This window comes from Streptomyces sp. NPDC056600, from assembly GCF_042792855.1.
Lineage (GTDB): Bacteria > Actinomycetota > Actinomycetes > Streptomycetales > Streptomycetaceae > Streptomyces.
Genome location: NZ_JBHTVQ010000002.1, coordinates 18296 through 44443 on the forward strand (window position 1 = coordinate 18296; position 26148 = coordinate 44443).

Consider the following 26148-nt stretch of genomic DNA (forward strand, 5'->3'; position numbering starts at 1 on the left):
TGTGCCTCGTGCGGGCTGCTCGGCATGTCTCTCCATGCTTCGGCCGGGGTGCGCCGCTACGTTCCGGGCGTCCCGACTGACCGTTCAGGAGAGGTGCCCATGCGTAGAGGAAGAGTCGTCGTCGCCGGCCTGGTCGTGGCCGCGGGCCTGGTGGCCGGCTGCGGAGCCGCGGAGGACGGCGGCACCGCGGGGAAGGCCCGCGCGGACGTGAACGCGCGGCCCGCGCCGGTCACGAGCCCGCACGACGCCACCCCGCGGGACGCGAGGATCCTGGAGTCCGGCTTCGAGGACCACGCGACGTGGGGCCCGGACTCGTACGTGGTGAGGTACGAGATCACCAACGGCGGCAAGGACGACGCCCACTACTTCGTCGGGTTCGAGTTCCTGGACGAGGACGGCGACGTCCTCGGCTCGACCGGAGTGACGGCGGACAAGCTGGGCCCGGGGAAGACGAAGCGGGGGGACACCGCCCCCCTTCCCTCCGAGATCGAGAACGGCCCCCTGAAGTCGATCACCGCCGTCCGGGTCTCCACGGTGGAGCGCATGCCCGCCCTGTGAACCGCCGCACCGGCAGGGTTCCCGAGGCAGGCCGGGAACTGGTGCACTCACGCCACGGACATCTTGTCGCACCGCGTCCTGCGAGCCCTGGAGCGCTTCCACGCGGCCCACCCCTGGGACCACAACGCCCACTACCACCGGTGGATCCTGCGTCGCCTGCCCAGGCATGCGGACAGGGCTTTGGACGTCGGGTCGGGCAGCGGGGACCTGGCCCGGCTGCTGGCCACACGGGCCGGATCGGTGCACGGCATCGACGTCGACCCGGCCGTCGTCGGGCGCGCGCGGGAGCTCACCGCCCCCGCCGCCCCGGTGACCTTCACCGTCGGCGACGCGCTGAAGGAGGCGCCGCCCGGCCCCTACGACGTCATCACCTGTGTCGCCACCCTCCATCACCTGCCGTTCGGCGAGGCCCTCGCCTGCTTCCGCCGGCAGCTGGCGCCCGGCGGGACCCTGGTCGTCGTCGGCGTGTGCCGCCAGACGTCCCTGAGCGACCGCCTGATCGACGCCGTGGCCGTGCCGGCGAACGTCGCCATGGCCTTGATCAAGAACCGGGGACGCACGGGGCCGCGGCCGGTCTCCATGACCGCCCCCACCCGCCCGGCGGCCATGACCTTCACCGAGATCGTCCGCGAGGCTCGTCAGGTGCTGCCCGGCGCCCGCCTTCGCCGGCGGCTGTTCTGGCGGTACACGCTGGTGTGGCGCGGCTGAGGGCGGCGGGCCCGAGGGCGAGGCCGCGGGGCGGGAGGCTCGGTGCGGGGGGGGGCGCTACCGGGGCGCCGTGGTGGCGTAGTGGGGGCGGGTGTCGGTGGGGGCGGGGTCCCGTTCGCGGCGGCGGGCGACGACCGCGGCGACCATCAGCTGCATCTGGTGGAAGAGCATCAGCGGGAGCACCGCGAGGGCCGCCTCCGCCCCGAACAGCACGCTCGCCATCGGCAGCCCCGCCGCGAGCGACTTCGTCGAGCCGGCGAACTGGATCGCCACCCGGTCCCCCCGGTCGAACCTGAGCGCCTTGGAGCCGTACCAGGTGACCGCCAGCACCACGGCGAGCAGCACCGCCTCGACCCCGATCAGCTCGAGGAGCCGGACCACGCTCACCTGGCCCCAGACGCCCCGCACCATGCCCTGGCTGAAGGCGGAGTAGACGACCAGCAGGATCGCCCCCCGGTCGACGAGGGACAGCAGCCGTCGGTGCCGCAGCACCACTGCGCCGATCCAGCGCCGCAGCAGCTGCCCGGCGAGGAACGGCACGAGCAGCTGCAGCACGATCCGCAGCACCGCGTCCGTGGAGAACCCGCCCCCTCCCCCGATCTCGCCCCCGAGCAGCAGCGCCACCAGCAGGGGCGTGAGGACGATGCCGGCGAGGGAGGAGAAGGAGCCCGCGCAGATCGCCGCGGGCACGTTGCCGCGGGCGACGGAGGTGAAGGCGATGGAGGACTGGATGGTCGACGGCACCAGGGTGAGGAAGAGCAGCCCCCGGTAGAGGGCGTCGTCGAGGAGGAGCGGCACCAGCGCCTGGCAGGCCAGCCCGAGCAGCGGGAAGAGCACGAACGTGCAGCCAAGGATGGTCAGGTGGAGCCGCCAGTGGCGCAGGCCGTCCAGCGCCTCACGGGTGGACAGCCGCGCGCCGTAGAGGAAGAAGAGGAACGCCACCGAGGCCGTCGCCAGCCAGGAGACACCGTCGGCGGCGGCCCCCCGGGCCGGGAGCAACGCCGCCACCCCCATCGTCGCCAGCAGCAGCACGATGTAGGGGTCGACCGGCATCCAGCTCGGCCACTGCGGGCGTTTCACGGTGTTTCAGTGCTCCGGGATCTCAGGGGGCAGGGGCAAGGCACGAGCTCATGACGTGCCCTCTCCATCGTCCACCCTCGCGCCGTGATCGGGAATCCGGCATACCGCTCTCACTGTGATCGCGGTTCGTGATGACCGGCGGTCGGTCCGCCGTTAGGGTTCCTCCCATGTACGACCCCTCCCATCTGCGGACCTTCCTCGCGGTGGCGCAGACGCTGAGTTTCACCGGGGCCGCGCACCGGCTCGGGGTGCGCCAGTCGACGGTCAGTCAGCACGTGCGCCGCCTGGAGGACGCCACCGGCCGGCCGCTGTTCGCCCGGGACACCCATTCGGTGGAGCTGACCGAGGACGGCGAGGCGATGCTGGGGTTCGCGCGCCGGATCCTGGAGGTGCACGAGCAGGCGTCGTCGTTCTTCTCCGGCGAGCGCCCACGTGGCCGGCTGCGGTTCGGGGCGTCGGAGGACTTCGTGCTGACCCGGCTGCCGGAGATCCTGGAGGGGTTCCGCTACGACCACCCCGAGGTGGACCTGGAACTGACCGTCGAGCTCTCCGGCACGCTCCACGAGCGGCTGGCGGCGGGGAAGCTGGATCTGGTGCTGGCCAAGCGGCGGCCGCACGACCCGCGCGGGCAGCTGGTGCGCCAGGACCGGCTGGTGTGGATCGGCGCGGAGCGGCTGCGGCTGGACCCGGAACGCCCGGTGCCGCTGATCGTCTACCCGCCGCCGGGCATCACCCGCGCGCTCGCCCTGGAGGCGCTGGAGAAGCAGGGGCGCGCCTGGCGGATCGCCTGCACCAGCGGAAGCCTCAACGGCCTGATCGCCGCGGCCCGCGCGGGCCTGGGGGTGATGCCGCACTCCCGGGGCCTGATCCCGCCGGGGCTGGTGCGGGTTCCGGACCGTGCGGGGCTGCCGGAGCTGGGCCGGGTGGACTTCGTCCTGCTGCACGGGCACCGGCCGGGGCCGGCCCGCGGCGCCGCGCAGGCACTGGCCGCGGCGGTCCTGGCCGGCGGCGAGCGCCTGCACCGTGGACACCCGTGAACGTCCGGATCACCGCTGCGCCGAGCGGGGCCGCCGGCGAGCCTCCGAAGCTTTCGCGGGGGCAGAGCTCCCCGCGAACCGCAAGGAGGACCGCCCCTGCGCCGCCGGAACCGTCCGTGGGCCGACCGAGCCGCCCCCGCACCGGCCGGGACGCAGCCGTGAACCGGGCCGAGCCGCCCGGCGCCTGGCCGGGCGCATCCGCCCGGCCAACGGCCCGCCTCCGCACCGGCGGAACCCCCTGACGGGGCGGCCGGGCCACCCCGTGCCGCCCCCGTCACGCACGTCGCGGACACGACACGCGCGACCCGGTGACCGGGCCGCGAGGGTTCGGTAAAGACCCGCGCACAGAAGTTACGCCTGCGTAGGCCCAGGTGGCCGCCATACCCCCGTTCACCCCATTCGCTCCGCCCCGCCGGAGGCTTCCGGCGGTCCCCCGCCCCCGGCCCCCCTCCCGGCCGACCGCCGGGTGAGGTAGTTTCACGCGCCGGGGGGATCGGTTCACGGCGCGTGACCAGAGCGCGTGACCAGGGCACGGAAGCGGGGATCGGCCTTGCGTGAGTACTACAACCCGCCGCTGGCGGGGACACCGCCCGTCGGCGGCCTGGCCGACACCGTCTTCCGGCGTGCCCAGGCGGAGCCGGACCGTGTGGTGCTCACCCGCAAGGACCGCTCCGGCGACTGGCAGGACGTCAACGCCGCCGAGTTCCGCGACCAGGTGCTGGCCCTCGCCAAGGGCCTGATAGCCGAGGGCGTCCGGTTCGGCGACCGGGTGGCCGTGATGGCCCGCACCCGCTACGAGTGGACGCTCTTCGACTTCGCGCTGTGGACGGTCGGCGCCCAGGTGGTGCCGGTCTACCCGACGTCCTCGGCCGAGCAGGTCGCCTGGATGTTCCACGACGCCGAGGTCACCGCGGCCGTCGTGGAGCACGAGGACCACGCGATGACGGTGGCCACCGTCATCGACCGCGCGCCGAGCCTGCGCCGCCTGTGGCAGATGGACGCGGGCGCGGTGGCGGAGATCTCCGCGGCGGGCGCCCACCTGGACGACGATGTCGCCCACCGGCACCGCAACGCGGTCACCCCGGAGACCGTGGCCACGGTCATCTACACCTCGGGCACCACCGGCCGCCCCAAGGGCTGCGTCCTCAGCCACGGCAACTTCATGGCCGAGGCGGACACCATGGTGGGCCGCTGGGAGCCGGTCTTCCACTCCCGTCCGGGCGACGAGGCGTCCACCCTGCTCTTCCTCCCGCTGGCCCACGTGTTCGGCCGGATGGTGGAGGTGGCGAGCATCCGTCACGGGGTGCGGCTGGGGCACCAGCCCGAGCTGAACGCCGCGGTGCTGATGGCGGACTTCGCCTCCTTCCGGCCCTCCTTCGTACTGGCCGTGCCGTACATCTTCGAGAAGATCTTCCAGGCGGCCCGCCGCAAGGCGGAGCGTTTCGGGAAGGGCGCCGCCTTCGACAAGGCCGCCGACGTGGCCGTGCGGTACGCGGAGGCGATGGAGGAGCGGGACTGGGGGCAGGGGCCTGGCCCGTCGGCCGCCCTGCGGATGCAGCACCAGTTCTTCGACAAACTGGTCTACGGCAAGGTGCGCCAGGCGCTCGGCGGCCGGGTGCGGCACGCCATGACGGGCGGCTCCGGGATGGACCGCCGGCTCACCCTGTTCTTCGCCGGGGCGGGGGTGCGCGTCTTCGAGGGGTACGGCCTGACCGAGACCACCGCCGCGGCCACCGCCAACCCGCCCGACCGCGTCCGCTCCGGCACGGTGGGCCCGCCGATCCCCGGCGTCACCGTGCACATCGCGGACGACGGCGAGATCTGGCTGGCCGGCGACATCCTCTTCCACGGCTACCTCAACGACCCCCGGGCCACCGAGGACGTGTTGCGCGGCGGCTGGCTGGCCACCGGCGACATCGGCCGGCTGGACGAGGACGGCTACCTGCGGATCACGGGCCGCAAGAAGGAGATCCTGGTGACCTCCGGCGGCAAGAGCGTCTCCCCGGTGATGCTGGAGGAGCGGGTCCGCGACCACCCGCTGGTCGCGCAGTGCCTGGTGGTGGGCGACGACCGCCCCTACATCGCCGCTCTGGTCACCCTCGACCAGGAGGCCGTCGAGCACTGGCTCCAGATGCGCGACAAGCCTCCCCTGGCCGCCTCCGAACTGGTGCGCGACCCCGCTCTGGAGATGGAGGTGCGGCGCGCCGTCCAGGCCGCCAACAGCCTGGTCTCGCAGGCCGAGTCGATCCGCACCTTCCGCATCCTCGCCCAGCCCTTCACCGAGGAGCAGGGCCTGCTGACGCCCTCCCTGAAGCTCAAGCGCAAGGCCATCGAGAAGGCGTACCAGGCCGAGGTGGAGGCCCTCTACCGGAGTTGACGGTGCGACGGCCGCGGGTCCCGCGCGGGACCCGTCCGCCGCCCCCGGAATGCGGCACGCCCGCCGATCGTTGAGGATGGGATGCATTGTCCGTCCAACGAAGGATCGAGAGCGCGTGAGCAGCAAGGTCCCCCCGGTCGTCCTGAACAACGGTGTGGAGATGCCCCAGCTGGGCTTCGGGGTCTGGCAGATCCCGGACGACGAGGCGGAGCGCGCGGTGGCCACCGCCCTCGAGGCCGGCTACCGCAGCATCGACACGGCGGCCGCCTACGGCAACGAGCGGGGCACGGGCAGGGCCGTGGCCGCCTCCGGCCTGCCCCGTGAGGAGGTGTTCGTCACCACCAAGCTCTGGAACAGCGACCAGGGCCACGACTCCACCCTGCGCGCCTTCGACGCCTCGCTGAAGAAGCTCGGCCTGGACTACGTGGACCTGTACCTGATCCACTGGCCGCTGCCGAAGCGGGGCACCTTCGTGGAGACGTACAAGGCGTTCGAGAAGCTGCACGCCGAGGGCCTGATCCGGGCGATCGGGGTCTCCAACTTCCTCCCCGAGCACCTGCGGACGCTGATGGAGGCCACCACGGTGGTCCCGGCCGTCAACCAGATCGAACTCCACCCCCGCCTCCAGCAGTCCGAGGCGCGCGCGGTCCACGCCGAACTCGGCATCGCCACGGAGGCCTGGTCGCCGCTGGGCGCCGGCAAGGGACTCCTCGAGGTGCCGGCCATCGCCGCGATCGCCCGCAAGCACGGCCGCACGCCCGCCCAGGTGGTGCTGCGCTGGCACCTGCAGACGGGCAACATCGTGATCCCGAAGTCGGCCACGCCGTCCCGGATCAAGGAGAACTTCGAGGTCTTCGACTTCTCCCTGGACGAGGAGGACCTCGCCGCGGTCCGGGCCCTGGACGAGGGCCGGCGCACCGGCGCGGACCCCGCCACCTTCGACATGGTCTGACGGCGCGCGCCGCCCGGGGGCCGCACCCCGGCCCCCGGGACGGCCGCCCGACTGCTCCTCCCACTGACCCGAGCGGCCCGCCAGGGTCCGGAGAAAGAGGGGTTCCGCAGCAGTGCGTACCAGCAGCCCGACCCGTACGGCGTTCCTCGGCGCGGCCCTCCTGTCCGCCGCGCTGCTCCCGGCCGGCGTCGCCGGCGCGACCTACGACTCCGCGGGCGCGGCGCCCGTCGCCCGGCCCGGGGCGCCGCCGGGCCGCGGCCCGGTGCGGGTCGTCGACCTCCCGGTGACCGCGTGGACGGTGCGGGACAAGCTGAGGTCCTGTCACCGCGTCTCCCGCGGCGCGTACCGCACCGACGAGGGCCGCGGACCCGAGGTGCCGGTCTGCGCCCAGGGCGAGGTGGTGCACTGGACCGCCGACCTCGACGTCGACTGCGACGGGCTGCGCACCAGGCTCTGCAACGAGCGGACCGACCCCTGGTTCCGGCCCGACACCGCCTTCCACCAGGCCGACGGCATGCCGCTGCGCGCCGACCGGCTGCCCTACGTGGTGGTGCCCGGGCCCGGCAAGGCGTGGGACCACGCCGCGGCGGGGGTGGACGCCGGGGATCCGGTGGTGCTGCTGCACGGGGACCGGATCGCCTACGCGGTGGTCGGGGACATCGGCCCCGCCGACATCATCGGCGAGGCCTCCTACGCCGCGGCGAGGGCGCTGGGCCTGGACCCCCACCCGGTGGGCGGCGGCGCGCAGTCCGGGGTGACCTACCTGGTCTTCAAGGACGCCGAGGTCCGGCCGCTGGAGAGCCCCCGGGCGGCCGTCCAGGAGGGACGCCGCCTGCTCGGGACCTTCGTGAACCCGCCTTCGTGAACCCCCAGGAGTGCCGGGCCGGGCGGTCAGTGCGCGTCGTGGCGGGCGGCCAGTTCCTCGATCCGGTCGGCCAGTTCGACGTCCAGCGCGGTGATCCGCCCGCCCACGCTGTGGGTGTTCACCGACACGTCCACCGTGTCGTAGCCAAGGGTCAGGTCGGAGTGGTGGTCCAGCTCGTCCTGGACCCGGGCGACGTCCGCGACCAGCGCGGCGGCCGCCTTGTGCGAGGCGAGACGGTAGGAGCGCACCAGGTGGTCGTCCACCGCCCGCCAGGCCGGCAGTGCGGACAGCCGGTCCTCGATCTCGGACTCCGTCAGCGGTTGCACGGCCATGGCCCGTTCTCCTCCCACAGGTGACCAGGGATGATCCTCCCGGCCAGCCTGCCACAGGCTCCCCGCCCCGGGGCGGATCCGCGGGCCGTGGCCCCGCCCGTGCCGCGAGCCGTGGCCAGGAAACGACCGGAACGGTGGGACATCACGGAGCGGCGTGGCAGACTGCCCCCGCAGCGAAGGCGTGAAGGTCTGGGGAGGACGGCGTGAGCGAGCGACGCACCGCGCCCACCGTGGGTCAGGTGGTGCTCGGCAAGCGGCTCCAGGAGCTCCGTGAGACGGCCGGACTCAAGCGCGAGGAGGCCGCCCGGGTCCTGCACGTCGCGCCCGCGACGGTGCGCCGCATGGAGACGGCCGAGGTCGCGCTGAAGATCCCGTACGTGCAGATGCTGCTCTCCGCCTACGGGGTTCCCGAGCAGGAGGCGGCGGAGTTCGTGGCGCTCGCCGAGGACGCCAACCGGCCGGGCTGGTGGCAGCGGTTCCACGACGTGCTGCCCGACTGGTTCTCGCTGTACGTGAGCCTGGAGGGCGCGGCGAAGATGCTGCGGTCCTACGAACCCCACTTCGTGCCGGGGCTGCTGCAGACCGAGGACTACGCCCGCGCGGTGCTGCGGGCGGGGGCGACCGGCGCGGGCGCCGAGGCCACCGTCGAGCGGCACGTGGCGCTGCGGATGACCCGGCAACGGCTGCTGGAGCGGGAGACCCCGCCAAAACTGTGGGTGATCATGGAGGAGACGGTGCTGCGCCGCCCGGTCAGCTCCGACGCCCGGGTGATGCGCGAGCAGATCGACCGCCTGCTGGAGGCCACGGGCCAGGCGCACGTCACGCTTCAGGTCGCCGAGTTCGCGTCCGGTCCGCACCCGGGGGCCTACGCGCCGTTCTCCCTGTTCCGCTTCGCGGAACCGGAGCTGCCCGACATGGTGTTCACCGAGTACCTCACCGGCGCGCTCTATCTCGACTCCCGCAACGAGGTCGCCGCCCACCTGGAGGCCCTCGACCACATGACGGCCCGCGCCGCCTCCACCGAACGCACCCGCGCCCTGCTGCGCGAGTACCGGGAGCGGTACGTGTGAACGGACGGCGCCCGGGACGGCGCGGCGGAGGAGGTCCGCCGCCGCGCCGTCGGGGTGTCAGGCGAGCTTCGCCGACAGGGTGATGGTGGTGCCGGTGAGCGCCTGGCTGACCGGGCAGTTCTTCTTGGCGTCCTCGGCGGCGGCGACGAACGCGTCGTCGTCGATGCCCGGCACCGCGCCCTCCACCGTCAGGTGGATGCCGGTGATGCCCTCGCCGGGCTGGAAGGTGACGTCCGCGGAGGTGGTGAGCCGCTCCGGCGGGGTGCCGGCGCCGGCCAGGGCGTGCGAGAGCGCCATCGAGAAGCACGACGAGTGGGCCGCGGCGATCAGCTCCTCCGGGCTGGTCTTTCCGTTGGCCTTCTCGGCCCGCGACGGCCAGGAGACCGGCTGCTCGCCGATGCCGGACGAGTCGAAGGTGACGACGCCGTTGCCCTCGAGGAGGTTGCCCTCCCAGACGGTGTGGGCGGATCGCGTGGTGGCCACGTTTGATTCCTTCCTACGGAAACACTTCTGACGCCGATGCGGCTTCCGGGACGGCGTCCCGGGATCACCTCCATCGGCTACCCCCATGCCATCACACATTCCTCGCGGCGCGCCCGAAGGTCTCGTCCCGCGAACCCTCCAGCCACCGCCGCAGCACCCGGTGGACGGCCTCGGCGCCCACCAGGTCCCCCTCCGGGGCGGGCAGGGTCATCGGCGCCATCAGGAAGGCCCGGCTCTGCTCGCCGCCCAGTCCGCCGTGCGAGCCGATCTGTTCCTCGAAGGCGTGCACCTCGCCGGTGGCCGGGTCGTACATGGAGTTGATCATGATGTCGGCCGTGTGGGGGAAGCCGTCCGTGCGCCGCACGGCGGCCACCGCCCCGGGGCCGTAGCACGCGAGCGGGCCGGGCTCGTCGTCGCCGAGCTCCGCCAGCGGGACCTCGACGCCGTGCGCCGCCATCACCAGCGCGCCGTGCCGCTCGCTGCGGACCAGCAGGAAGCCGATCCCGGGATGGTTGGCCAGGGTGGACAGCAGCGCGGGGTGGCGGGCGTCGATCTCCTCGCGGCTCATCCGGTGCCCGACGTCGGGGAAGGACACCAGGCCCAGGTTGCCCGAGGCCAGCACGACGGGCTCGGCGCCCGGGGTCGGCAGCAGATGCTCCCCGGCGCCCTCCTCGACCGGCCGGTGCAGCGCGGCCAGCACCGCGGCGCGGGCCTCCGCGCCGCTGCGGGTGCGGCGCGCCCGGCGCGGCACGGGCAGTCCGCAGCCGGCCCGCACCATGTCGCCCAGCGAGAGGCCGTAGCGGGAGCGGAAGGTCTCGCCGGGGCTCTGCCCGTGGTCGGAGAGGACGACGAACCGGTAGGGCCGGGGAGAGTGCTCGGCGACCTTCTCGAGCAGCGACAGGGTCCGGTCCAGCCGGCGCAGCACCTGCGCGGCGTCCCGGCTGCGGGGCCCGGAGTGGTGGGCCACCTCGTCGTAGGCGACCAGGTCGGCGTAGACGGCGCTGCGGCCGGTGAGCATGTCGCCGGCGACCGCGTAGGCCACCACGTCCCGCTGGACGACCGTCACGAAGGCGCGCAGCAGCGGGTACAGCCCGCCGCGGTTCACCCGCGGTCGCCGGCGCTCGGCCCGGGCGCGCAGCGACTGCCCGATCTCCCGGAACACCTCGGCGACGAAGGACAGGGCGGTGCGGACCGCGTTGGCGGGGTCGGCGAAGTAGGCGAAGTAGCCGGAGCGGGAACGGAAGCCCTTGCCGCGGCGGCGTGCCGCGATGGACAGCACCAGGGCCTGCTCGCCCGCGCCGCCGCTGAACAGGTTGCCCCTGCTGGCGCCGTCGACGGCGAGCAGGCCGGGGTGGCCGGAGTGCTTGACGGCGCGCTGCTCCAGCACCACGGCGCTGGAGGGACGGTTGCAGACCATCACCTCGCGGCGCTGCTTGTCGTACCAGCGGAAGGCGGGCACGTCGTCGTTGGAACCGTGCAGGATGCCGAGCTGGCTGGCGCCGGTCTGGCTGGACCAGTCGGTACGCCAGGGCGCGATCCGGTGCGTGGGCGCGTGCGCCGCGGGGTCCTTGCCCAGCCGGCGGGCCACGGTGGGCATCAGTCCCCGCTCGACGGCGTCCATCAGCACGTCGTGGCCGACGCCGTCGAGCTGGACGAAGACGATGCCGGGGGTGACCGGGCCCTCGATCGCGGCGCGCGCCTCGCGTCGGTTGCGGCGGTCGGACAGCCGGTAGAGGCGGCGGCGGTAGGCGTCGTCGTCGCGGACGGCGAGGGCGCCGCCGGTGGCCGAGGCCACCGCGGACATCACCGCGGCGACCACCACCGCGGTCTCCGGCCCGGCCTCCCCGCGCTGCACGGGGTTGAGCCACAGGGCGAGCAGGAGCAGACCGCCGTTGAGGAAGAACACCAGCAGCCCCAGCACCAGCGCGGGCACCAGAAGCAGCAGCCGCACCAGCAGCGGCCAGACCAGCGCGGACAGCAGGCCGAAGACGCCGGCCCCGAGGGCCGCGGTGACGCCGAGTCGGGTCGCGCTGGTCCCGTCGGACGCCTCGAGACGGAAGTCGGGCAGCAGCCCGGCCAGGACGAGCATGGTGAGCGTGGAGACCACCCACACGGCGACGCTCCGCCCCAGCTGTCCCGCGCCCCGCCGCCAGCGGTCCTTCACTCGCACCTCGCGTTCTCCACGTGTGATCCACCTGTCCGGCCAGGAGACCGTTCAACCCTGCCATACCGGGCAGACGGCAGGTACGGGCAGCCCGACCGGCCTGCCCCCGCCCACCGTGCCGTTACCCGTAGGCTCGTCGGCAAGTCGCGGAAAGGAGGGCATCGAGGTGCCCGCGGAGATCACCTGGTGGGGACACGCCACCTGCACGCTGCGGGACTCCGGTGTGCGCGTCCTGACCGACCCCCTGTTCACGCGTCGTCTGGCGCACCTGCGCCGCCGGCGCGGCGCCCCGCCGCCCCCGGACGCCTGGCGTGCGCAGGTGGCGCTGGTCTCGCACCTGCACGCCGACCATCTGCACCTTCCGTCGCTGGCCCGGCTGGACCCGGGCACCGTGCTGCTGGTCCCGCACGGGACCGGGCGGGCGGTGCCGGCGCTGGCCCGGCTGGCCAGGTCGCGTGAGCTGGACGTGCGGGAGATGGCGCCGGGCGAGCGGGTGCGGATCGCCGACCTGACCGTGCGGGCGGTGACCGCGCTGCACGACGGGCGGCGGCTGCCGGTCGGCCCGCAGCGCTCCCCCGCGCTGGGCTTCGTGGTGGAGGGCGAGCAGCGCACCTACTTCGCCGGGGACACCGGCCTGTTCGAGACCATGGCCGAGGAGGTGGGTCCGGTCGATCTGGCGCTGCTGCCGGTGGGCGGCTGGGGTCCGTTCCTCGGCGAGGGCCATCTCAACGCGGCCCGGGCGGCCGAGGTGCTGCGGACGCTGGGCCCGAGCTGCGCGGTGCCGGTGCACTACGGGACGTTCTGGCCGGTGGGCCTGGACGCCGTGCGGCCGTACGAGTTCCACGCGCCGGGTGACGAGTTCGCCCGTCTCGCGGCGCGCAGCGCGCCGGAGGTCGACGTGCGTCTGCTGGGCCACGGCGAGTCGACGCGGTTCGGGGACGCCGGATGACGCCGGACGGCGCGGTCGGATATCCGATGCTGTTCCTGCTGGTGCTGGCCGGCGCGCTGGTGCCGGTGATCCCGACGGGGGCACTGGTCAGCTCGGGCGCCGTGGTGGCGTTCCACCACGGCGCGCCAGGGGTGTCGCTGGGGGTGGAGCTGCTGGTGGCCTCGGCGGCCGCGTTCCTCGGAGACATGGCCCTGTACTCGCTGGGCCGGCGCGGCATGGACTCCCGGGGCGGCACCCGCTGGCTGGAGCGCATCCGCGACCGGGCGCCGCAGGAACGGATGGAGCAGGCCCAGGACCGGCTGCGCCGTCACGCGGTGCCGGTCCTGGTGCTGTCCCGGCTGATCCCCGGGGGGCGGCTGCCGGTGATGCTGGCCTGTCTGGTGTCCCACTGGCCGCTGGCCCGCTTCGTGCGCGGCAACGCGCCGGCCTGTGTGGTGTGGGCGGCGACGTACCAGGTCATCGGGGTGCTCGGCGGGTCGCTCTTCGACGAGCCGTGGAAGGGCGTGGTCGCGGCCGTGCTCCTGACCGTGGCGATCAGCGCGGCCCCGGCCGCCTGGAGCCACTACAAGGACCGCTAGAGAAGGGGGGCCCCGTCGCCGACGCCCCCCTTCGCGCGTACGTGGCCCCCTTCGCGTGTACGTGGCCGTCGCGGTCAGTCGCCGAGGACCCGTGATCCGCCGATCGGCAGGTCCCACAGGTCCTCGCGGTCGCGGCCGGCCGCGGCCCAGGCCGCGCGGACCCGGTGGAGGGGTTCCATGACCGGCTCGGAGGAGAGCAGGAAGGTGCCCCAGTGCATCGGGGCCATCCGCCGGGCCCCGAGGTCGAGGGTGGCGCGGACCGCCTCCTCCGGGTCGCAGTGCACGTCGCGCAGCCACCACCGGGGTTCGTAGGCGCCGATGGGCATCAGCGCCAGGTCGATGCCGGGGTAGCGCTCCCCGATCCGCCGGAACCAGTGCCCGTAGCCGGTGTCGCCGGCGAAGTACACGCGCCGCCGCTCCCCCACCTCGCCGGCGCCCGGGCCGGTGCCGTCGTCGGGGCCCGCGGTGAGCATCCAGCCGCCCCACAGGGTGCGGCAGGTGTCGGTGAGGGTGCGCTTGGACCAATGGTGCGACGGCACGAAGTCCAGCCGTACGCCGCCCAGCCGGGCCGACTCCCACCAGTCGAGCTCCACCACCCGCCGGAAGCCCTTGCGGGTGAACCACCGGCCCAGCCCTCCGGGCACGAACATCGGGGTGTCGGACGGCAGCCGGCGCAGGGTCGGCAGGTCGAGGTGGTCGTAGTGGTTGTGGCTGATCACCACGGCGTCCACCGGGGGCAGCGCGTCCCAGGGCACGCCGACCGGCGTGACGCGGGCGGGCGTGCCGAGGATCCGGCGGGACCAGACCGGGTCGGCGAGCACGGTCAGGCCGCCGATGCGCATCACCCAGCTGGCGTGTCCCGCCCAGCTGACGGCCACCTGACGCGCGTCGACCCGGGGCAGCGGCTCGGGGCGGCAGGGGATGCGGGGGATGTCCGCCAGCCCTTCGCGGCTGGGCCGCACCGCGCCCTCGCGGGCGAACCGCGCGAAGGAGCGCAGCCCGGGCAGCGGGGCGGTCAGCCGGTCCTCGAACGACTTGGGCCAGCGGCGGCCCTGGCCGGGCGCCGTGATGCCGTCGGGCGAGGGCGTGCGGGTCCGGGGCGGCGGCGCGGCGGTGCGCAGCCGCCCCGGGCTCCCCTCCTGTCCTCTCCCCGGTCCGGGATCCTCCCCGGACCGGCGACCGGCACCGCCCCGGTGGTCGGGGTCGGTCCGGTGGTCCGGGTCGGTCCGGTGGTCGGGGCCGGGCAACTGCTGTGACCTGTAGCGCGGTTGGGTCATCGCACGCTCTCCCCTCGCTCGGCCGGTGTGCCGAGGCCGTCGAAGGCCGTTCGCCATCGGGTCAGCGCTCCCCTCACCCGGTGCAGTTCCAGCGGGTCGGGAGCGGTCAGGCAGGCGGCGCGTTCGGTGGCGTCGCCGCCGAGCAGGTCCCCGGTGGACAGCCGGACCCGCGGGGCGGCCAGGTCGTCGCCGAAGCGGTGACCTCCGCTCGCGGGGACGCCGTAGTGCGCGTCGAGCCGTTCCTCCAGCTCCTGCGCGTCGCTCACGCCGTGGGTGGCGAGCGAGTCGGCCAGCGGCGACAGGTCCGCGTAGACGCACCGCCCGGCCTGCGGTGGCAGGGTCAGCCCGCCGACGGAGACGACCAGTTCGTGGACCGCGGCGGCCAGCCGGGCGTGCAGGCGGACCGAGGCGGTGCGGCGGGCGACGACCTCGTCGGGCTCGCTCAGCGCGTAGGCGGCGGCGACGGCGAGGGGCCTGGGGATCTGGGCGCCCAGCGCGGTGAGCACGTCGAGCACCCGGGCGCGCAGCGCGCCGCCGTCGCCGGGTCCGGTCGGGAAGCGGGCGATCGCGGCGGGCCAGCCCGCCGGGAGGAGCCCGCCGCGCAGGTCGGAGACGACCGCGACCCGGCCCGGCAGCATCTCGGCGGGACTGAGCAGCACGGTGCCGTGCGGATCGTGGACCGTGTCGCGCCAGGTCTCGTCGCTGATCACGAAGAGCCCCTCGGCCTCGGCGGCCTCGACGGTCTCGTGCAGGAAGTCGGGGGTGGCGACCACGCCGGTCGGCTCGTCGGCGGGCGAGAGCACCAGCTGGCGCGGGTCCCCGCCCTCCGCGCGCACCCGCCGCACGGTCTCCAGCAGGGCGTAGGCGTCGGGCACGCCGCCCGACTCGGGCGGCGTGGGGACGTGGAAGACGGGACGGCCCAGCAGGCGCGCGTAGGGCGCCCACCAGGCGGCGCACGGGCGCGGCACCAGGACGTCGCCGCCGAGCGTGGCGGTCAGCGCGAGCAGCAGCGCCGGCGCGCCGGGGGCGGCCGCGACGCGGTCGGGCCCGGCCGGCAGGCCACGCCGGGCCCAGTAGCCGGCCGCCGCCTCGAGCAGGGCCGGCCCGCCGCCGGGCGGTTCGTCCTCGGCCCGCTGGGCGGCGGCGGTGAGCACCGCGGTGAGTTCCGGGAGCACCGGCAGGCCGTCGTCCGGCATGCGCGGCCCGAACCGCACCGGGCCGTGTCCGACGGCCGGCTGGGCCCCGTCCCGTTCCGTCCGCGCCATCCGCACCTCCGCGCGGTCACCGGCATCCGCCGTCGCGGTCCTTCCGCACCGGATGCCGTGTCCGATGGCCACGAGTACCCCGTGACGGGCGGGACATGACCCGCCGCGCGGCGATCAGCGCATACGGCCGCCGCGGGAGGGGGCGAAACGCTGCCGGACGCGGTGCCCGGCGGCGACCGCGGCTCCGGCGATCAGCAGGCCGCCGGCCACCTGGAGCGGCACCGAGTCGGTGAAGGCGCCGCCCGCGCCGGCCTCCACGCCCCGGTGCACCGGCGGGGCGGTGCGGTGGTGGCCCTCCTTGCCGCCGTGGCCCTCCTTGCCGCCCTGCTCGCCGGGGCCACCAGGACGGTGCCCGGGTTCCTCGCCCCGGCCGCCGCCGGCGCCGCCCGCACCGCCGGGTCCCCCGGAGCCGCCGCCGGGGCCACCGCCCTGGCCGCCACCAGGGCCACCGCCGGAACCGCCGGGGCCGCCGCCCGGCTCGTGGAGGAGTTCGGGCTCGACCGGCTCGATCTCGATCCCGGTGGTGGAACCCAGCGCCGGGTCGCCCGGCGCGTCGGCCGCCGCGCCGCCCCCGGCCTCGTCACCCGGAAGGGGCTCCGCCTCCGCCGCCGCCAGGTCGTCCGCCGCGCCGCCCACCGCCTCGTCCGTCCCGGGCTCCTCGAGGCCGGTGTCCTGAAGGACGGCGTCCTCCGGCACCGCGCAGGCGGCCGGGTCCGCGCCCTCCTCGCAGGGGGCCGCGGCCGCCGCCCCGCGCAGACCGCGGGAGCCGTCCTGCCCGGGGCAGGCGTCGGCGGCGCCCGGCTGCGGGGCGCGCTGCTGCGAGGTGGCGATGCCCGCCACGGCCTCGGCGCGCGCGCCGGCCGTGCCCGCCTCGCAGGATGCCGGTTCCGCGAAGGCGGTGGGCGCGGCGACCGTCACGGCCGCGCCGGCGAGGGCGGCGGCGGACAGGACACGGAGAGTGCGGCGCATGGGGCGGGGCTCCTTCAGCCGGACGACAACGGGTGCGTCCATCCCAGCCCGGTCCCCGGCCCACCGCGCGCCGCGCGGCGCCATCCGCGTGACTCCCGCCGCCGAACGGGGGAGGCCGGGGCCCCTTTCGTGGCCCGCCTCCCCCTCTGTGACGCCTGGCCCGGACGACGTCTCAGGACGTCCGTCCCGGCTGACCGCCCGTACCGGGCGTACCGCCCGGCAGGGCGGGCCGTACCGCCGGCGGCGCGGGGAGCGCCAGAGGAACCGGCAGGGGTGTCGTGGCAGGCAGTGCGACATCCCCCTCTTCCGAGGCCGTCTCCCCCTCAGGTCGGGGGAAGACAAAGTCCTCGTACCAGTCCATCGCCAGCATCATGCAGAGCATCAGGACCGGAATGATCACTACGAGCACCACCATGGGTCCGTCCTCCCAGGGGTGAACGGGGGCGCCGGAGCGCCCCGGGTCACCTTCAGCCTGCCGGACATTTCGGACTCCCGCGCGCCGACGGGATTCGCCCCGCTCCGGCCCGGACCGTCGGTGTGTCGCCTCCGCCTCTTCGGGTACGCGGGGGCCACCCGAAGATGTGGAGGGAGCCATGCAGCGTGGCAGCGACCGGTTGAGCGTTCACCGGGACGACGAGATGAAGCACGAGCTGCGGGGTCTGCTGCAGTCCGGACACCCCACCCGTACGGAGGAATGGCACGACCCCGAGCCGGTCGCCGACGACGACCCGGCGGTGGCGGGCGGCACAGCCGAGGTGCGGGAGGCCCCACTGGCCACCGTCCGGCTGGAGCTCGCCCGGATCCTGGGCCGCACGGCCTTCCCGGCCGGCCCCCAGCAGCTGGCGCGCACCCTGCGCCGCAACCATGCCCCGGACGCCCTGGTGGAGCCCCTGGAGCACCTGCCGCACAAGGACCGCTACTCCAACGTCCAGCAACTCGCCGAGGCGATCACCCGTCCGGAGTAACGAGAGAGAGGATGAGGAACGGACCATGCGCATCGCGTTTCTGACCGCCCCCGAAGGCGTCGAGCAGGTCGAGCTGACGAAGCCCTGGCAGGCCGTGACCGGCGCCGGACACGAGGCGGTCCTCGTGTCCACGCAGTCCGGCGAGGTCCAGGGCTTCAACCACCTGGACAAGGCGGACACCTTCTCCGTCGACCGGACCGTGGACGAGGTCTCGGCCGACGAATTCGACGGCCTGGTGCTTCCCGGCGGCGTCGCCAACCCCGACGCCCTGCGGATGGACGAGAAGGCCGTCGAGCTGGTGAAGGACTTCTTCGACCGCGGCGTCCCGGTCGCGGCGATCTGTCACGCCCCGTGGACGCTGGTGGAGGCCGGTGTGGTCTCCGGCCGGGAGCTCGCCTCCTGGCCGAGCCTGCGGACCGACATCGCCAACGCCGGCGGCACCTGGGTGGACGAGGAGGTCAAGGTCGACACCAACGGCCCGAACGTCCTGGTCACCAGCCGCAAGCCGGACGACCTCGACGCCTTCGACGAGGCCCTGCTGCGGGAGTTCGCCAAGGCCGCGGAGAACCGGGGCTGAGGCCCCGCCCGCGGCGAGCCCGCGGGCGGCGGCACGGTGAACACGGTGAAGGGGCCGGCCCTGGTGGGCCGGCCCCTTCACCGCGCCCCCACCGGCGGATCCCCGGGGGCGGGCGGCGGGAGGTCCCCCGTCGCGGGGGCCCGAGTTCAGTCGCGGGCGGCCTGCTCGGGGTCGCGTTCCCGGGCGCCCTCCCGGGTGCGTCCCGCGGAGACCGGGCGGCGCGGGTGGCGGCGCAGGTACTCGCCCTCGAGCTGCGCCATCCGCTCGTTGTGGGTGCGCAGTGCGTCGCTGGACCCGTGCAGCAGGGTGTCGTGACGTGTGCGGTGGATCGTCTCGAGTTCCTTCATCAGCTGCTGGTCGTCCAGCCGGTCAGGTTCGACTCCTGCCATGGCGGCACCCCGTTCCTCGTGTTCCTTCATGGGGCCACGGGTACCCGCCTGTGACACGGATCCGACGCACGAAGGAGGACAACCACCCGACCGACATCGCCACCGACATCGGACGCGGAACCATGGATCTCGCTTTTCTTCAGCCCTTGTACGAGCGCCGGGGCCCGTATGCCTCGGTCTACGTGGACACCTCGCGCCACACCCAGGACACGCCGCACGAGAGGCACCTGACCGCCCAGGCGGTCGCCCGTGAGCTGGCCTCGCAGGGTGCGGACGAGGCGACCTGCGAGGCGGTGCGGGCGGCGGTCGACGGACTCCAGCACTCCGGCGAACCGCACGGCCGGGCGATCTTCGCCCATGACGGCGAGGTGGTCCTGGACCCGTCGCTGGCCCGGCCGCCGCTGCGGGAGACCACCGCGGTGTGGGCGCCGCTGCCGCACGTCTCGCCGCTGCTGAACCTGCTGGGCGAGGACCCCACCTGCCTGGTCGTGTACGTGAGCCGTCGCGGCGCCGATCTGGAGCTGCGCAGCGCGCTCGGCTCCTCGCACGCCGGGGAGGTGGTCGGCAGCCAGTGGCCGCTGCACCGCACCTCCTCGTCCGACTGGTCGGAGCGGCACTTCCAGCTGGCGGTGGAGAACACCTGGGAGCGCAACGCGGCGGAGGTCGCGCGGGAGGCGGCGGCCTGCCTGGAGGAGATGCGGGCGGACCTGCTGATCCTGGTCGGCGAGGACCGCGACCGGCGCACGGTGCGCGACGCGCTGCCGCAGGCGGTGCGGGAGTGCACGGTGGAGGCCTCGCACGGGGCGGGCAGCCGCCTGCTGGACGGCGAGGTGGAGGACCTGCGCGCCACCCACGAGCGGCAGCGGGCGGAGGCGGACCTCGGGCGGTTCCTCGCGGCGCGGGGCCGCGACCCGCAGGGCGGCGCGGGAGCGGTCGAGGGGGTGCCCGCGCTGGTGGAGGCGGCGAGGGAGCACCGGATCGACGAGTTGCTGGTCCATCCCGACGGGCCGGACGGGCACCGCCAGATCTGGATCGGCGAGGAGCCGGACCAGCTCGCGGTGCGGCGCTCGGACCTGCGGATCCTCGGCGAACAGCACGCGTGGGCGGCGAGGGCGGACGACGCGCTGCTGCGTTCCGCGGTCGCCGCGGGGACGCCGGCCGTCTCGGTGGAGCCCGCCCTCGAGGACGACTCCCCCGTCCTCCCCATCGGCGGCCTGGGCGCCCTCCTGCGCTGGAGCTGACCTGCCCGCGATGACGTGCCCCGTGCGGGGCCCGGACGGTACGCCGTCCGGGCCCCGCACGGGGCGGGAGCGTCAGCGCTTCATGAGGGCGAAGACGCCCCAGCCGAGGTACTCGCGTCCGTGGCGCGCGTACTGGGCGGGCTCCGAGCTGAGCTGCTCGCGCACCTCGGGGGCGAGTTCGTCGTCAGGGTGCGCGTCCAGCCAGCGGCGCATGGAGAGCCACTGGGCCGCGACGTAGCGGTCCCAGCTGTCCTGGTCGGCGAGCGTCATCTCCACGACGTCGTACCCGAGCTCCTGGAACCGCTCGATCAGCTCCGGCAGGAGCAGGAAGTCGGCGACGGAGCCGGCCTGGCAGGCCCGGGCGGTCTCCTCGTCCGGAGGGGTGCGCAGCCAGAACGGTTCGCCGATCAGCATCAGTCCTCCGGGGCGGAGGCTGCGGTCGAGCAGCGCGATGGTGCCCGCGACACCGTCACCGATCCAGGTGGCGCCGACGCAGGCCGCCAGATCGACGGGCTCGTCCGCGACGTGACCGGCGGCGTCGCCGTGGACGAACGCGACCCGGTCGGCGACGCCGAGTTCGGCGGCGCGGGCCCGGGCCTGCGCGGTGAAGAGGGTGCTGATGTCCACGCCGGTGCCGGTGACGCCCAGGTCACGCGCCCAGGTGCACAGCATCTCGCCCGAGCCGCTGGCCAGGTCGAGCACCCGTGTCCCGGGGGCGAGGCGGAGCGAGGCGCCGAGAGCGGCGAGCTTGCCGGCGGTCAGCGGGTTGTGGATGCGGTGTCCGCTCTCGCGGACGGTGAAGATGCGGGGAAGGTCCATGACCAGAGTCCTTTCCGTCATGCCTTGAAGTGGGAGGAACGCTTGAGGGCGCGCACCTGGCGCGTGATCTGCTTCATCGGCCGCTCCAGCTCGGCGCGCAGCCTCGCGTCGGTGCGGGCGGCGGCGTGGGCGTTCTCGCGCTGCAGCCGGTGGTAGCTGTCGAGACGACGCCGGGTGAGGTGGCCGCCTTCGACGGCGGCGAGCACCGCGCAACCCGGCTCGGTGGCGTGGGCGCAGTCCGCGAACCGGCAGTCCTCGGCCAGCTCGGCGATGTCGGCGAAGGTCTGCTCCAGCCCGTCGCCGGCGTCGTGCAGGCCGACGCCCCGCAGGCCCGGGGTGTCGATGAGGACGCCGCCGTGGGGCAACGGCAGCAGCTCACGCCACGCGGTGGTGTGCCGGCCCTTGCCGTCGCTGTCGCGCACCGCGCCGGTGGCCAGGAGGTCCTGGCCGAGGAGGCGGTTGCCCAGGGTGGACTTGCCCGCGCCCGAGGGGCCGAGCAGGACGACCGTGCCCGACAGGACGGCGGTGAGGACGTCCAGGCCCTCGCCGGTGGCGGCGCTGGTGACCAGCACCTCGGCGCCCGGGGCGGCGGTGGCCACCTCGGCGGCGGCCCGGGCCGGGTCCTCGCACCGGTCGGCCTTGGTGAGCACGACGACGGGGGTGGCGCCGCTCTCCCAGGCCAGCGCGAGCATCCGCTCGATCCGCCCGAGCCGGAGCGGGTCGGCGAGGGAGACGGCCACCGCGACGGTGTCGACGTTCGCGGCCAGTACCTGGGCCTGCGAGGTGCGTGAGGTGGTGGCGCGGACCACGGCGGTCCGGCGCTCCAGGACCTCCACCACCGTGGCGGAGGTGGCCGCGCCGGCGGGCCGGACGGCCACCCAGTCGCCGGTGCAGGGCGTCAGCGGGTCGCCGGCGCCCCGGAAGGGCGCCGGCACGCGGACGGGGCCGGTCTCGCCGACGACGTCGCACCGGCCGCGTTCGGCCCGCACGACGCGGCAGGGGACCAGTCCGTCGGCCCGCGAGGGGGCGAAGGCGCGCTCACGTCCGGTGTCCCAGCCGTAGTCGGCCGGCGTCAGGACGCGTTCGGAAGCAGAGTGCGCGGAGGAAGAGTGCGCGAAGGAGTGTGGATCGGGGTGATGGGACAACGTGGAGACCCTTGAACAGGGGCCTCGCCGGACGACAGGCGTGCCGGATCGCTCCTACGGAGGAGGGAGGCAGGCGAGGGTCAGGACGAGGCCCGGGAAGTGTGGATGGTCCGGGCGCCGCACACGGCAGGCGTCTCCACGACAGTCATCAACACACCTCCTGGGATCTCCACGGGCGAACCGGTCGTCGCACCGGCGGCTACGGTACCATCCGCAGCCGCCGGCGTCACTGCGCGCCCCTGGTCAGCGGGGGCGTTCCACGCGGCGTTCGTCCCAGACGGCGGTCGGGGTCTCCCGGACGTTGCCGTCGCTGCCGAAGACGAGGAACCGGTCGAAGGACCGTGCGAACCACCGGTCGTGGGTCACCGCGAGGACCGTGCCGTCGAACGCCTCCAGCCCTTCCTGGAGCGCTTCCGCCGACTCCAGGTCGAGGTTGTCGGTCGGCTCGTCGAGCAGCAGCGCGGTGACGCCCTGCAGTTCCAGCAGCAGGATCTGGAACCGGGCCTGCTGCCCGCCGGAGAGCCGGTCGAAGTTCTGCTCGGCCTGCTTGGTGAGCTCGTAGCGCCGCAGCCGGGACATCGCCGCCCCGCGGTCCTGCGCGTGCTCGGTCCACAGGATGTCGAGCAGGGTGCGCCCCAGCAGCTCGGGATGGGCGTGCGTCTGGGCGAAGTGGCCGGGCACCACCCGCGCCCCCAGCTTCCAGGCGCCGGTGTGCGCGACGTCCTCCCCGGCGAGCAGCCGCAGGAAGTGCGACTTGCCGGAGCCGTTGGAGCCGAGGACGGCGACCCGTTCGCCGTAGAAGACCTCCAGGTCGAACGGCTTCATCAGCCCGGTGAGTTCCAGCGACTCGCAGGTCAGCGCCCGCACGCCGGTCCGGCCGCCCTTGAGCCGCATGGTGATCTCCTGCTCGCGCGGCGGCTCCGGCGGCGGACCCGCCTCCTCGAACTTGCGCAGCCGGGTCTGCGCGGCGGCGTAGCGGGAGGCCATCTCGTGGCTGACCGCCGCCGCCTGCCGCAGGTTGATCACCAGCTTCTTCAGCTGTGCGTGCTTCTCGTCCCAGCGCCGCCGCAACTCCTCGAAGCGGGCGAACCGCTCGCGGCGCGCCTCGTGGTACGTGGCGAAGCCGCCGCCGTGCACCCAGGCGTCCGCCCCGGCGGGGCCGGGCTCCACGCTGACGATCTTCTGCGCGGCGCGGGAGAGCAGCTCCCGGTCGTGGGAGACGAACAGCACCGTCTTGCGGGTTTCGCCCAGGCGCTCCTCGAGCCACCGCTTGCCCGGCACGTCGAGGTAGTTGTCCGGCTCGTCGAGCAGCAGCACCTCGTCGGTGCCGCGCAGCAGCGCCTCCAGGACCAGGCGCTTCTGCTCGCCGCCGGAGAGGGTCCGCACCTGCCGCCACTGGGCCTTGTCGTAGGGAACGCCGAGCGCGGCGGTGGTGCAGATGTCCCAGAGCGTCTCGGCCTCGTAGCCGCCGGCCTCGCCCCAGTCGGCCAGGGCCTGCGCGTAGCGCATCTGCGCGGCCTCGTCGTCCTGCGTCATCATCGCGAGCTCCGCCGCGTCCACCGCGTCGGCGGCGGCCTTGATCCGCGGCGTGGAGACGGAGACCAGCAGGTCGCGGACGGTGGTCTCGTCGCGTACCGAGCCGACGAACTGGCGCATCACGCCGAGTCCGCCCTGCACGGTGACGGTGCCGCCGTGCGGCTTGAGCTCGCCGGAGATCAGTTTCAGCAGCGTGGTCTTGCCCGCGCCGTTGGGGCCGACCAGCGCGACGACCGCACCCTCGCCCACCCGGAAGGAGACGTCGCCGAGCAGGGCTCGGCCGTCGGGCAGGTAGTACTCGAGGTGCGCGGCTTCCAGGTATCCCATGGGGAGGCATTGTCCGGGTCCCCCCGCGACCAGGGCAAACCGTTATCACGCGTCACTCCGTGCGACGGCGGCGTTCCCCACGGCGGCGTCATTCCACGGGGCTGCCCGTGGGGCCGCTGCCGGAGTCCGGGCCGGGGGTGGAGACCACGGCCCCGGCCCAGGACAGGGCCTTCCAGCCGTCCTCGGGGGAGCCCTCCAGGACGACCACGCCGGTGTTCTCCAGCGGGTGGGACGCGGCGAACTCCACGTCGACGTTGGCGGCGCGGGCGGCGGTCCAGGTGCGGATGGCCGCGCCGTGGCTGACGAGGGCCACGGTTCCGGCGCCGAGGGCCGCGGCCTCCTCGACGACGGCGTCGTAGCGGCCGAGCATCTCCACGCCGTTCTCGCCGCCCGGCATCCGCCGCCCGACCTGGCCGGCCGCCCAGGAGAAGGCGATCTCCATGTACCGCAGCCCGCGCTCTCCGTGCCCCGGCTCGCCCTCCAGCTCCCCGGCGGTGACCTCACGGAGGCCGTCCCGCACCCGCACCTCCAGACCGAGCTCGCGGGCGAGCGGGCGGACGGTCTGCTGGGTGCGCAGCAGGGTGGAGGTGAACAGGGCGCCGATGTCCTCGCCGTGCAGGGCGTCCGGGAGGGCCCGGGCCTGCCGCTCCCCCAGCTCCGTCAGTGCGGGGCCGGGCACGCGTGTGTCCAGCACGTTGTGCGCGTTGGACGGGATCTGCCCGTGGCGGATGAGCAGCAGACGCATCCGGTCCCTCTCCTTCCGCTCGGCGACGAGGGGCGCGCGTGCTGCCGGGTTCCCTTTCGTGGCGGTTCGTGCACCTGCGCGCGTCCGGTCACCCGCGGTTCGGGGCGCGTGCGGTGTGTCTGCGACGGGAAGCCTCCTTGGGCGGGTACTCGTCGGGAATGACGCGTTACTTCGGTGGTGGCGGGGGCGCGGGCGGCGCCCGGGGATCGTGTGGAACGGCCAGGGGGGTGCTGCAACGCATGCTGGACGCGGATCGCGGTGTGTTCGAGGCGGTGGCGAGGCAGCACTGGCCGGGGGCCGGGGTGCTGCTGCCGAAGCTGAGCCGGGCGGCCAACCACGGTGTGCTCTGGTTCGCGGTGGCGGGCGCGATCGCCGCCTCCCGCACGCCACGGGCGCGGCGGGCCGCGCTGCGCGGCGTCGGGTCGCTGGCGCTGGCGTCGGCCACCATCAACACGGTCGGCAAGTGGTCGGTGCGCCGTGCCCGGCCGGTGCTGGACGTGGTGCCGCTGGTGCGGAGGCTGGACAAGCAGCCGCACACCACGTCGTTCCCCTCCGGCCACTCGGCCTCGGCCGCGGCCTTCGCGACGGGGGTGGCGATGGAGTCCCTGGGCTGGGGCGCCGCGGTGGCCCCGCTGGCGGGGGCGGTGGCCCTGTCCAGGGTGTACACCGGCGTGCACTACCCCGGCGACGTGCTGGCCGGGGCCGCCCTGGGCGTGGGCGCCGCGTGCGCGGCGCGGGCGCTGGTGCCCACCCGTGACCAGGGCAAGCTGCCGGCCCGGCCGCGGGCGGCCGCTCCCTCGCTCACCCACGGGGCGGGGCTGATCATGGTGGTCAACAGCGCTTCCGGCAGCTCCGAGCGGGCGCAGGCCATCCGCGCCGCGCTCCCGCTGGCCAAGATCGTCGAGTGCGAGCCGCAGGCGCTGGAGGACGAGCTGGAGCGCGCCGCCTCGCTGGCCCGGGTGCTGGGCGTCTGCGGCGGGGACGGCACCGTCAACGCGGCGGCCCGGATCGCGCTGCGCCACGACCTGCCGCTGGCCGTGCTGCCGGGCGGAACGCTCAACCACTTCGCCTACGACCTCGGCGTGGAGGACGTGCGGGGGCTGGCCCGTGCGCTGGAGCGCGGCGACGCCGTCCAGGTGGACGTGGGCATGTTCTCCACCGAGCAGCGGCGGGGCATCTTCCTCAACACCTGCAGCCTGGGCATCTACCCCGAGCTGGTGCGGGAGCGGGAGCACTGGGCGCCGCGGATCGGCGGCTGGCCGGCCGGTGTGCTGGCGGCGGTGCGGGTGCTGCGGGCCGACCGGCACCCGCTGGAGGCCCGAATCCAGGGCCGGACGCACCCGCTGTGGCTGCTGTTCGCGGGCAACGGCACCTATCACCGGATGGGCGTGATGTCGGGCCGGCGGCTGGACCTCGCCGACGGGCAGCTCGACGTCCGGGTGGTGCACGGGGGCCGTCGTCCGGCGCTGCGGCTGCTGTCCGCGGCGCTGGCGGGTCCGCTGACCCGCTCCCCCGCGCACGCCGCCGTCCAGGTGCCGCACCTGCACATCGAGCGGGTCTCGCCCGGCACCCTGCTGGCGTACGACGGCGAAGTCACGCGCGTGGAGGGCGAGGTGACGTTGCGGAAGCTGCCGCGCGTGCTGACGGTGTACCGCCCGATGCCCTGACCCGCGCGAGGACCGCCGGCCGCCCACCCTCCGCCCGCATCATGAGACGGGTATCTCATGATGCGGGCGGAGG

Annotated in this window: 26 protein-coding genes; 13 read left to right on the forward strand and 13 right to left on the reverse strand. The window is 74.6% G+C overall.

What is annotated here, in order from left to right; genetic code table 11:
- Nucleotides 1–99 precede the first annotated feature (99 nt).
- Both ACFRAV_RS01350 and ACFRAV_RS01355 read left to right on the forward strand, forming a co-directional pair.
- Nucleotides 100–558, forward strand: coding sequence for a hypothetical protein (locus ACFRAV_RS01350; RefSeq protein ID WP_382550311.1), 459 nt, complete (start codon nucleotides 100–102; stop codon nucleotides 556–558).
- Nucleotides 559–621: 63 nt separating this feature from the next.
- A complete protein-coding gene (locus tag ACFRAV_RS01355) occupies nucleotides 622–1266 on the forward strand; it encodes a class I SAM-dependent methyltransferase (protein ID WP_382550313.1) in 645 nt (214 codons plus the stop codon).
- 57 nt (nucleotides 1267–1323) lie between these two features.
- Here the strand turns inward: ACFRAV_RS01355 and ACFRAV_RS01360 are convergent, their stop codons facing one another.
- A complete protein-coding gene (locus ACFRAV_RS01360; RefSeq protein WP_382550315.1) occupies nucleotides 1324–2346 on the reverse strand; it encodes a bile acid:sodium symporter family protein in 1023 nt (340 codons plus the stop codon).
- Between the two features lie 167 nt (nucleotides 2347–2513).
- Between ACFRAV_RS01360 and ACFRAV_RS01365 the strand changes: the two genes are divergently transcribed.
- The 4 genes from ACFRAV_RS01365 (at nucleotide 2514) to ACFRAV_RS01380 (ending at nucleotide 7577) form a co-directional block, all read left to right on the forward strand.
- A complete protein-coding gene (locus ACFRAV_RS01365; protein WP_382550317.1) occupies nucleotides 2514–3383 on the forward strand; it encodes a LysR substrate-binding domain-containing protein in 870 nt (289 codons plus the stop codon).
- A gap of 550 nt (nucleotides 3384–3933) precedes the next feature.
- Nucleotides 3934–5760, forward strand: a complete 1827-nt coding sequence (locus ACFRAV_RS01370) for an AMP-dependent synthetase/ligase (RefSeq protein WP_382550319.1) — start codon at nucleotides 3934–3936, stop codon at nucleotides 5758–5760.
- A 115-nt stretch (nucleotides 5761–5875) separates the two neighbouring features.
- On the forward strand, nucleotides 5876–6712 hold the full coding sequence (locus ACFRAV_RS01375; protein WP_382550321.1) for an aldo/keto reductase: 837 nt from the start codon (nucleotides 5876–5878) through the stop codon (nucleotides 6710–6712).
- A 112-nt stretch (nucleotides 6713–6824) separates the two neighbouring features.
- Nucleotides 6825–7577: a glycoside hydrolase family 75 protein gene (locus tag ACFRAV_RS01380; RefSeq protein WP_382550323.1), complete on the forward strand. Its 753-nt coding sequence runs from the start codon at nucleotides 6825–6827 to the stop codon at nucleotides 7575–7577.
- A gap of 26 nt (nucleotides 7578–7603) precedes the next feature.
- On the opposite strand, the gene ACFRAV_RS01385 is transcribed toward ACFRAV_RS01380, so the two are convergent.
- Complete coding sequence (locus ACFRAV_RS01385) at nucleotides 7604–7909, reverse strand: 4a-hydroxytetrahydrobiopterin dehydratase (RefSeq protein WP_382550325.1); 306 nt, start codon at nucleotides 7907–7909, stop codon at nucleotides 7604–7606.
- Between the two features lie 203 nt (nucleotides 7910–8112).
- Between ACFRAV_RS01385 and ACFRAV_RS01390 the strand changes: the two genes are divergently transcribed.
- A complete protein-coding gene (locus ACFRAV_RS01390; RefSeq protein ID WP_382550327.1) occupies nucleotides 8113–8979 on the forward strand; it encodes a helix-turn-helix domain-containing protein in 867 nt (288 codons plus the stop codon).
- A gap of 57 nt (nucleotides 8980–9036) precedes the next feature.
- Here the strand turns inward: ACFRAV_RS01390 and ACFRAV_RS01395 are convergent, their stop codons facing one another.
- Nucleotides 9037–9462, reverse strand: coding sequence for an OsmC family protein (locus ACFRAV_RS01395; protein ID WP_382550329.1), 426 nt, complete (start codon nucleotides 9460–9462; stop codon nucleotides 9037–9039).
- 91 nt (nucleotides 9463–9553) lie between these two features.
- Complete coding sequence (locus tag ACFRAV_RS01400) at nucleotides 9554–11632, reverse strand: phage holin family protein (RefSeq protein WP_382550331.1); 2079 nt, start codon at nucleotides 11630–11632, stop codon at nucleotides 9554–9556.
- A gap of 160 nt (nucleotides 11633–11792) precedes the next feature.
- On the opposite strand from ACFRAV_RS01400, the gene ACFRAV_RS01405 reads away from it, so the two are divergent.
- Both ACFRAV_RS01405 and ACFRAV_RS01410 read left to right on the forward strand, forming a co-directional pair.
- Nucleotides 11793–12575 carry an MBL fold metallo-hydrolase gene (locus tag ACFRAV_RS01405; RefSeq protein ID WP_382550333.1) on the forward strand — a complete coding sequence of 261 codons (783 nt, stop codon included), beginning with the start codon at nucleotides 11793–11795 and terminating at the stop codon, nucleotides 12573–12575.
- The gene (locus ACFRAV_RS01410) at nucleotides 12572–13153 is read left to right on the forward strand and encodes a DedA family protein (protein ID WP_382550335.1); all 582 of its coding nucleotides are present in this window, start codon (nucleotides 12572–12574) and stop codon (nucleotides 13151–13153) included. Before ACFRAV_RS01405 ends, ACFRAV_RS01410 begins: the two co-directional genes overlap by 4 nt.
- Nucleotides 13154–13227: 74 nt before the next feature.
- Here ACFRAV_RS01410 and ACFRAV_RS01415 read toward each other — a convergent pair whose 3' ends face one another.
- The 4 genes from ACFRAV_RS01415 to ACFRAV_RS01430 form a co-directional block, all read right to left on the reverse strand.
- Nucleotides 13228–14430: an MBL fold metallo-hydrolase gene (locus ACFRAV_RS01415; RefSeq protein ID WP_382550337.1), complete on the reverse strand. Its 1203-nt coding sequence runs from the start codon at nucleotides 14428–14430 to the stop codon at nucleotides 13228–13230.
- On the reverse strand, nucleotides 14427–15695 hold the full coding sequence (locus ACFRAV_RS01420; RefSeq protein WP_382550339.1) for an aminotransferase class I/II-fold pyridoxal phosphate-dependent enzyme: 1269 nt from the start codon (nucleotides 15693–15695) through the stop codon (nucleotides 14427–14429). Before ACFRAV_RS01420 ends, ACFRAV_RS01415 begins: the two co-directional genes overlap by 4 nt.
- A 114-nt stretch (nucleotides 15696–15809) precedes the next feature.
- Nucleotides 15810–16664: a hypothetical protein gene (locus tag ACFRAV_RS01425; RefSeq protein ID WP_382550341.1), complete on the reverse strand. Its 855-nt coding sequence runs from the start codon at nucleotides 16662–16664 to the stop codon at nucleotides 15810–15812.
- A 172-nt stretch (nucleotides 16665–16836) separates the two neighbouring features.
- On the reverse strand, nucleotides 16837–17079 hold the full coding sequence (locus tag ACFRAV_RS01430; RefSeq protein WP_351111112.1) for a hypothetical protein: 243 nt from the start codon (nucleotides 17077–17079) through the stop codon (nucleotides 16837–16839).
- Between the two features lie 178 nt (nucleotides 17080–17257).
- On the opposite strand from ACFRAV_RS01430, the gene ACFRAV_RS01435 reads away from it, so the two are divergent.
- Both ACFRAV_RS01435 and ACFRAV_RS01440 read left to right on the forward strand, forming a co-directional pair.
- Complete coding sequence (locus tag ACFRAV_RS01435; protein WP_382550344.1) at nucleotides 17258–17629, forward strand: DUF2795 domain-containing protein; 372 nt, start codon at nucleotides 17258–17260, stop codon at nucleotides 17627–17629.
- 25 nt (nucleotides 17630–17654) lie between these two features.
- Nucleotides 17655–18206, forward strand: a complete 552-nt coding sequence (locus ACFRAV_RS01440) for a type 1 glutamine amidotransferase domain-containing protein (RefSeq protein ID WP_351111116.1) — start codon at nucleotides 17655–17657, stop codon at nucleotides 18204–18206.
- A gap of 146 nt (nucleotides 18207–18352) precedes the next feature.
- Here ACFRAV_RS01440 and ACFRAV_RS01445 read toward each other — a convergent pair whose 3' ends face one another.
- Nucleotides 18353–18625, reverse strand: coding sequence for a DUF6158 family protein (locus ACFRAV_RS01445; protein WP_108952774.1), 273 nt, complete (start codon nucleotides 18623–18625; stop codon nucleotides 18353–18355).
- 92 nt (nucleotides 18626–18717) lie between these two features.
- On the opposite strand from ACFRAV_RS01445, the gene ACFRAV_RS01450 reads away from it, so the two are divergent.
- A complete protein-coding gene (locus tag ACFRAV_RS01450) occupies nucleotides 18718–19836 on the forward strand; it encodes a Vms1/Ankzf1 family peptidyl-tRNA hydrolase (protein WP_382550659.1) in 1119 nt (372 codons plus the stop codon).
- Nucleotides 19837–19908: 72 nt separating this feature from the next.
- Here the strand turns inward: ACFRAV_RS01450 and ACFRAV_RS01455 are convergent, their stop codons facing one another.
- The 4 genes from ACFRAV_RS01455 to ACFRAV_RS01470 form a co-directional block, all read right to left on the reverse strand.
- Nucleotides 19909–20655, reverse strand: coding sequence for an SAM-dependent methyltransferase (locus ACFRAV_RS01455; RefSeq protein WP_382550346.1), 747 nt, complete (start codon nucleotides 20653–20655; stop codon nucleotides 19909–19911).
- 17 nt (nucleotides 20656–20672) lie between these two features.
- The gene (gene rsgA, locus ACFRAV_RS01460) at nucleotides 20673–21800 is read right to left on the reverse strand and encodes a ribosome small subunit-dependent GTPase A (protein ID WP_382550349.1); all 1128 of its coding nucleotides are present in this window, start codon (nucleotides 21798–21800) and stop codon (nucleotides 20673–20675) included.
- A gap of 243 nt (nucleotides 21801–22043) precedes the next feature.
- Entirely contained in the window at nucleotides 22044–23663 is a 1620-nt protein-coding gene (locus ACFRAV_RS01465) for an ABC-F family ATP-binding cassette domain-containing protein (protein ID WP_382550351.1), read from the reverse strand.
- Nucleotides 23664–23751: 88 nt separating this feature from the next.
- Complete coding sequence (locus tag ACFRAV_RS01470; RefSeq protein ID WP_382550353.1) at nucleotides 23752–24408, reverse strand: histidine phosphatase family protein; 657 nt, start codon at nucleotides 24406–24408, stop codon at nucleotides 23752–23754.
- A 239-nt stretch (nucleotides 24409–24647) separates the two neighbouring features.
- Here ACFRAV_RS01470 and ACFRAV_RS01475 point away from each other — a divergent pair, with 239 nt between their 5' ends.
- Nucleotides 24648–26075, forward strand: coding sequence for a bifunctional phosphatase PAP2/diacylglycerol kinase family protein (locus tag ACFRAV_RS01475; protein WP_382550355.1), 1428 nt, complete (start codon nucleotides 24648–24650; stop codon nucleotides 26073–26075).
- The last annotated feature ends 73 nt before the right edge of the window (nucleotides 26076–26148 follow it).